Below are 8,304 nucleotides of genomic sequence, written 5' to 3' on the forward strand. Positions count from 1 at the left end.
ATATGCACGGCCCTCATCTCCAGCCGCTCTCCCAGCTTCTCTGCCAGTGTTGCCGGGCCGCCGGACACCAACAACAGATCTTCCCCTTTGGCACCGGCCGTTTCTCCGGCGGCATCACCTGCCGTCCATATAGGCTGGTACAGATAACTGCTGCCGGCGGGAACTTTAGTTTCCGTTCCGGAGTAGGGAAGGGTCACAAAATCATTCATGCTGACCAGCACTCCGCCGGATTCGTCCATTACCAGTATATTATAACCGCTTCCGCTCTTCTGTACATGACACCATAAACTGGCTGGCAGCGGGCCGTAAATATTCATTTCCCGGATACTGTAAGGCAGTGATAACCCCGCGGCGCCCCCTTCCGTAAAAAAGCCAATACAGCTCTGAAGCGCGCTGTCAAGTAAACCCGGGGACAATACATATCCTTCTTCAACCGGCAACTGAATGCGGGTGAGCACTTCCGTAGTGCTATAGTAAATGTCCGAGATGCCGCGGAAACGGTTGCCATAGTTCAGGCCTAGGCCGGAAAAGATATCATAGCAGGCAGCAGCTGATAAATATCCCCCGAGGCGATGACGTATGCCTTCAACCTCCTGTGCCGGCGGTGCGCTCAGCGGCGTAGTTACAATGGTGCCTGTGCCGTATATGCATGTTGTCCCGTCATGACCGGTATATACCACATAACCGATCCCTGCTGCTGATGTCTCTACCCGTACATGCACCGGTGTGGCCTGATCTTCTACTTTCAGCAACCGTTGCCAGGTTACGTCCCGTAAACCGGTCACGCCCGCCCCTGTTGACAGCTCTCCCGCTACCCTGGCCAGTTCCAGATAAGCGGCACCTGGCAGCACTTTATCATTATATAAACGATGTTCGTTCAGAAAAAACTCCGATCCCGTATATATGCTCGTAAATTCCTGTTTGCCTGTCAGGCCGTTATTAGACATTGTCTCCATTATTATACATATGTAAAAGGGGGTGTAAAATTTCCTGCTTTGCAACATGTAGCAAAGGGTGCAACATACTTTTCACAGTAGTGTCTTTTCCCTGCGGCTCCGGCATCCAGTACCGTTCTTTTGCAAAGGGATAAACAGGTAATGTTATCCTGACTGGCCTGTCCTCATCATACAAAACCTTCCAGTTAATATTGGCGCCGGCCACCCACTGCTCAGCGATAGACATATATTCATGATCGTTTGGAATAGCAGCAGGAATGAGGTTGGCCGCTGAGGCTTTACTATCAAAAACATGACCGCTGAAAAAGTTACCGGTTTTTCCGTCCAGATAGGCAGTCAGCAGAGACAGTAGTGCATCCGTGTCTGCAACAACAGCGGAGAAGCGCGCGTCCATTGGTTCCCGGCAAACTTGTAATGTATAGGCCAGATCGTGTATATTAATATCCGGGGTATTTATAATATAGGTTTTTAGATTCCCGACCTGTTCCCGCAGGCGGTCTTTATCCCGAGCTGACAACACTACAATGGCAGGCCTGTCGCTGACATAAGGCACCGGGACAGGCGCCCTGTACTCTTCTAATACAACATGCGCATTATTACCTGTCATCCCAAAAGAGCTGACACCCGCCAGCAATAGTTTTTCATCCTGCCACCGCTCATTCCCTGTATTGACCCTGAAAGGAGAGCCTTCGAGTTTTATATACGGGTTTAACGTCTCGAAATTAGGCATCCGTGGTATCAACCGGTGTTTCATCATTAACAGTACTTTAATTATACTGGCCAGTCCTGCAGCGCCCTCCAGATGTCCTATATGTGCTTTGGCTGAACCCAGGTAACAAAACTGCTCTCTGGCAGTATACTTCCTGAACGCCTTTTTCAGTGCGTTCACTTCAATAGGATCGCCTAACGACGTACCTGTACCGTGTGCTTCTATATAACTGATATTTTCCGGAAAGATGCCTGCCGCCTCCCATGCATCTTCCAATAAACGTGTTTGCAGCTCAGGGCGGGGAGAAGTCGGGTTATTAGATTTTCCAACATGATTAATAGCGCTCCCCTTAATAACCCCATGAATGGTATCGCCATCCGCAATGGCTTTAGACAATGGTTTAATCAACACAGAAACAACTCCTTCTCCCGGTACATAACCATCCGCTTTTTTATCGAATGAGTAACATCTTCCGGAAGGAGAAAGTGCCTGTATCCTGGAGAAATAAACATAATGAAGAGGGCTGAGCAGAACATTTAAGCCGGCTACCAGCGCCATGTCAGCCTCATTATTACGGATAGCCTGGCAAGCGAGGTGCAAAGCAGTCATCGAAGATGCACAGGCATTGTCCAAAGGAATGGAGGGGCCTTGCAGATCAAAATAATACGAAACACTTCCCGAAAGGCTGGACATAGCACTACTGCTGTGTTCATAGTCCTGCATAGGCATTCCCCTGCGGACAATTTCATCCCAATATTCATGAAAGCAACTCCCTACAAATACGCCGGTACGTGTATTTCTGATTTCATTTATCACACCGGCATCTTCAAAAGTATGATAAGCAGACTGCAGCAACAACCTTAGCTGCGGGTCCATCCACATTGCCTGTAATGGTGATATCCCAAAAAACAGCGGATCAAATTTATCAAGGTCCTTCAGCATGCCGCCCCATTTACTATACGATTTGTTTACCGCATTCCGGTCTGTATCAAACCATGGCCTATAATCCCAATGGTCCGGAGATATCTCTGTAACCAGGTCCCTGCCGGCCTTCAGATGCTCCCAGAATGCATCCAGATCAGAAGACTGTGGAAGATAACCGCTCATACCGATAATAGCCATGTCTTTGAGAGCGTCGTCACCGGCAACCCTGGATGATTCCGTAACGGGTGTTGTTGCTACGGGGGTAACAGGGTGCTCCGTTGTCGCCTGCACAAAATAAGCCTGTAGCTTATCACTATATTCTTTTTCCAGATAAGCACTTAGTTCTTCAATATTCTGATACTCAAAAAAAGTAGTAGGATATAGCTCTAAACCCAGTTCTCTTTCAACCACCGGAGCAATGCCGATCATCTGGGATGAGTCTAAACCCATATCCATGAAGTTCTTTGTCAAAGAAATCTTACCGGGACCAATCTTCAGTATTTCACCGACCTTTCTGCCCAGATATTCCCTTACCAACAAGGGCATGTCTTTCCGGGATAATTGTACTGTATTTTGAGCTGGTATTGATTTAGTGGTAAACTCCGTAAGTTTTATAATGACAGTACCGTCTGGTTGTAATATTTTAATATTGAAGGTGGTTACTTGCGCGTTTCCTTTTACCGGGGACACGTGACAATAGCACTCGCGTATAATATCCGAAGCACCTCTCTCCATGATGTCCGCGGATTTTAGCAGCAAAGGGGGCCAATGGCCTTTAACAGCATCATCCATGCTGTGATAAAGACATATGGCCGCGGCAACATGAGCGCCGTCAAATATGGCAGGATGTATGCCCAATCCATAGGCGTCCGTCTCCAGTTCTTCGTTTATACAAAGTCGGGCCAGCAGCTCACCTCCCGGCAGGCGCCAGCACTCCTGAACTGTTCTCAATGCCTGTCCGTAACACTGCTGCATCGGGTGCTGATAGAATGCCGCCCCGGTTACTTCAGCGACGCTGCCGGCTTTAAGTGTTTCAATGTCTGTTGATGTTTGCTCAAACACAGTTGTTGTTAATTCTCCCTCTGCACACACGCTGACCTCCCCCGCTATGTCATAGGAGAGGGAAATCTTACCAGATGATATATCATAGCTACGCTGTATAACTGCACTTTGCCCTTTACTCAGTGTTAGCGGGTTAGAGAAAAGCAGCTTATTTATTCTCAATGCTTTTCCGGGGAATGAATGACGCCCGGTATCAATACACATAGACAGATATGCCATTCCCATCAACACCTGTTTTCCCCCAATGAGATGATTTTTCATCAGCGGTTCATCATAATGTATGAATGCATTGGCGGGAGATGCCTCCGGGGTCAGATGTTCGGTTTTATATCCCAACCAATAAAACCCATTGGAAACGCTATCTACCGGCAGGGCTTTTCTCACCGGAGCTGGCAGATCAGATGAAGGAGCTTCCAATATTGCATGGCAGTTGGTACCTCCAAATCCAAAACTGGAAATGGCTGCTATTTTTCGGGAATTTGTCCACGCCTTCAAATTTGTGTTGGGATAAAAAGGGGATTCACTGAACATAAACCGCGGATGCGGATTCTCACAATGTAAGGTTGGCACAATATAACCATGCTGCATCTGTAACAATATCTTTATCACTCCTGCCACCCCTGCCGCAGTCATAGTATGACCAATATTACTTTTAACCGACGCCAGTGCACAATATTGTTTTTCAGTTGTGCTTTCCCTGTATACCTCCGTTGCTGCTTTTATTTCAATAGGATCGCCGAGAAGCGTGCCCGTACCATGTGCTTCGTAGCAACTGATATCTGCTGCAGAGACGCCAGCCCTGGCAAGTGCCGCAGCTATCACTGCTTTTTGTCCTTCTTTGTCGGGAACCGTTACCCCTATCGTCTTTCCGTCATTATTGACATGTGATCCGGTGATAATGCCGAAAATCTGGTCTCCGTCTGCCAGAGCGCTGGAATAGTCTTTCAACAATAAGAGCCCACCGCCTTCACCCATTACAAATCCGGACGCCCGCTCATCAAAAACATAACTCCGTCCGTCTCTGGATAACACCTGTGCCTGGCTAAAGCCAATATGCATAAAGGCGTCTACCATAACAGATATACCACCCGCGATAGCCATCTCACATTTCCCATTTATAATTTCATCACAAGCCTGATGGATGGCCACCAGCGAACTGGAGCAGGCAGTATCAACTACCTGGCTGGCTCCTTTAAGATTGTAGAAATCAGATATTCTTGCAGCAATCATATTGCTGATATTGTTAACAATGATATGCTGATGCGCCTTCTCCGGCAATAAATGATGATTGTTTCTGACGTAGTTATTATCCTTGGCCCCGATGTATATACTGGTATTGGTACCAGCTATTTCTTCTTTCTCATATCCGGCATGGGCCAATAGCTCCCGGCTCATCTCCAGTACAATCCGCTGCTGAGGGTCCATAGAAAGCGCGTCATCATCACTAATATTAAAGTAACGAGCATCAAAAGAACCGGCATTTTTCATAAAACCACCCTTGGTGACATATGCTTTACCTGCTGTTGGTGCCGCAGCATAAACACTGGCAGCATCCCATCTGCCAGCCGGCACTTCACTTATCAATTCTTTTCCCGCTTTCAGATTTTCCCAGTATTCATGGATGTTATCCGATCCCGGCAACCTGCAGGCCATACCAATGATGGCTACTTTACCGGTATTTCCCACCTGATGCTCCCTATCGTTATTGCCAGGCAACTCCACCAGCTTTTTTGCATCTAAGCTGTCAGATATGTTTTCGCGGACAGGTAATTTTTCCTCTTCCAGATATTTAGCCAGCAAAGCAACCGAGGGATAATTTATAATAGCAGTAGGCTCAATTGTAATATGGAAATTTGTTTCGAGCTTATTGAGCAGTTGCATCATAATGATGGAGTCCATTCCATACTCAGCAAACTCAACATCCTCCTCAATATCGTTTTCCTTCAGCTTTAACACACTTGCACAAAGTGTGATCAATGCCTGTATTGTTCCCTGTTTAACGCCAGTCATTCGCCTGGCCGGATTGTTGGTTACAGACATACGTTTGGCAGGCAGGACATTTTTTACCGGCAACAGGTTTAATCCATTGAAGGATAAACGTATCTCACCGTCGAGAGTCAACAAATCCAGGTTGTAGGCGGCAGTGCCGGCCTCGCTTCTTCTGGCATAGCAGTACATGCGCTCTTCCAACGCACCATATACCAGCACTTTCCGTACGCTGAAAGGTAAGGCGAGCTGCTGCTCCTGTTGGCCGAGGATCAAACCCAGGCAGGTTTGCAGCGCGCTGTCCATCAGCCCGGGAGCCAGCTCATAATCTGCCGCTGCCGGCCGGGAAATGATTGACAGCGCTTCTGTGTCGCTATAAAATAATGTTTCTATTCCTCTGAATTCCCGGCCATAATCCAACCCCAACTGCAGGAACATATTGTAACAGGCGGCACTGTCTAAGGACCAGGGCAGGCGTTTGCGTACGGTATCGATATCCAGGCTCGATGTACTCTGTGCCTGTCTGTCCAACAGCCCTTTTCCATGTACCTGTCTGTCCATGCCATTCGTCGTATATATTTCATACCCGATTTCTCCTTGTCCGGAATGAATCCGGATATGCACTTCGCGCGGACTGTCACTTATTCCTATTGGCTTGAGCCAGGCCACATCTCTGAAAGCAGTAATTTTCTCCCGCGTTGCCAACTCCCCCGCGACCCTTGCCAGCTCCAGATAGGCAACGCCTGGCAGCACCTTTTCTCCTGCTACCTTATGATCAGAGAAAAACGGCTCTTTCCCCGTGTATACGCTGGTATATCTCTGTTCGCTTAAATCAGAGGTATTACGGTGCAATAGCGGATGTAACTGCTGCAAACTTCCGGCGATACCGGAAGCCTGCCCAACGGCCGGCATCCAGTAACGTTCTCTCGCAAATGGATAGCCCGGCAGGCTGATCTTCACGGGCTTATTATCAGCGTATAGCTGCTTCCAGTCAGGTATTATACCACGTACCCACAAACGGGCCAGGGAACGGTGTTCCCGGTGTGTTAACGCATAATCGATATAGGCCCGGCCTGCTCCGCCCTCCAGCAGAAAATCCGTCCGTTCCTTTTTAGTATTGCCAGTAAAGTAATCGCCCGTCTCTCCGGAAAGGTATTGCCTCAGCAGACCCTGTAGCGCTGAATGGTCCGTCACAACCATCGCCAGGCGCTCTTCCAGCGCATCACGTCCTGTTTGCAACGTATAGCCCAATGCCCGCAAATCTGTGTCCGGGGCACCTTCCAGATATACAAGCAGGTTATTTGCCAGGACAAACAACCGCTCCTGGTTGCGGGCAGACAATACCACTATTACCGGATGAACATCCGTTTTATGCACAACTGCTCCGGGCCGGTCATATGCTTCCAGGACCACATGTGCATTGGCGCCCCCGAAACCGAAGCTGCTCACGCCAGCCACCAACGGCAGGGATGATTTGTCTTCCCAGCGTTCCGGGGATGCAGATAAACGGAAAATGCTGCCTTCCAGTTTTATATATTCATTGGCCCGCTGCAAATGAGGATTGCCCGGCAGCAGCCCATGCTTCATTGACAGCAGCACCTTTATCACACCCGCAATTCCCGCTGCGGCCTCCAGATGCCCGATATTGGACTTAACGCTGCCCACACGGCAATCACCCTGGCCGGGATATACCAAATTGTTTTCTGCATATAACTCCCGGAAAGCCTGCTGTAAACCGTCCATTTCAATGGGATCGCCCAGCGCCGTCCCGGTACCATGTGCTTCAATGTAACTTACCCGGTCCGCAGCGATACCGGCATTCCGATATGCTTTCAGCAGCAGGTCACGCTGGGCAACAGGATTGGGCGACGTCAGCGTATTGGCCTTACCGCCATGGTTAACGGCACTGCCCCGGATTACGCCATAGATCTGGTCTCCGTCCGAAACGGCCCTGCTCAGCGGTTTTAGTATAATGATGCCGACACCTTCTCCCCTCACATAACCATTGGCCCGCTGATCAAAAGTCATGCAACGGCCTTCTGCACTCAACATCCCAGCCTGGCTAAACGACAACGTAAGATCAGGTGACAACAGCGCGTTCACGCCGCCGGCTATCGCCATATCACAATCTCCGTTACGGATATGTTCCACCGCCCGGTGAATTGCCACCAGCGAACTGGAACAGGCCGTATCCACCGGCTCACTGGGACCGTGTATGTCCAGCAGGTAGGAAATGCGGTTCACCAATACCGAATGAGCAGACCCTGTTGCATACTGAGCCTGGCTGCTAAAAGCCGGCGAAGACCGCAGCATCCCGGCATAATCAGAAGAGGCCACCCCAATGAACACACCGGTATTACTGCCTTTCAGGCTTCCCGGCGCTATGCCCGCATCTTCCAGCGCACCATATACCGCTTCCAGCGTGATCCGCTGCTGCGGGTCCATCAGTTCTGCCTCAAGCGGGGAAATATTAAAATATAAAGCGTCGAACTTATCAATATCGGTGATAAAACCACCCCAACGGCTAAGTGTTTTTCCCGGGCTGGCCAGCGGATCGCCGTGATATTGCCGCCAGTCCCAACGGTCTGCAGGCACCTCTGTCACAAGATCATGATTGGACTTCAGATGCTCCCAGAACTGCTGCAGGTCTGCCGAACCAGGAAAACG

Annotated in this window: 2 protein-coding genes; both read right to left on the reverse strand. The window is 49.3% G+C overall.

The features are described 5' to 3' along the window. Positions 1-947, reverse strand: a 947-nt coding sequence (locus ACTJJS_RS33465; protein WP_440668397.1) for a polyketide synthase dehydratase domain-containing protein, incomplete at its 3' end; no start/stop codon positions are given. Further along, a partial coding sequence (locus tag ACTJJS_RS33470; protein ID WP_440668398.1) for a beta-ketoacyl synthase N-terminal-like domain-containing protein occupies positions 940-8,304 on the reverse strand: 7,365 nt, incomplete at its 5' end. The genes ACTJJS_RS33470 and ACTJJS_RS33465, both read right to left, overlap by 8 nt.

Origin of the sequence: Chitinophaga sp. 22308 (genome assembly GCF_052045305.1) — a bacterium.
GTDB lineage: Bacteria > Bacteroidota > Bacteroidia > Chitinophagales > Chitinophagaceae > Chitinophaga > Chitinophaga varians_A.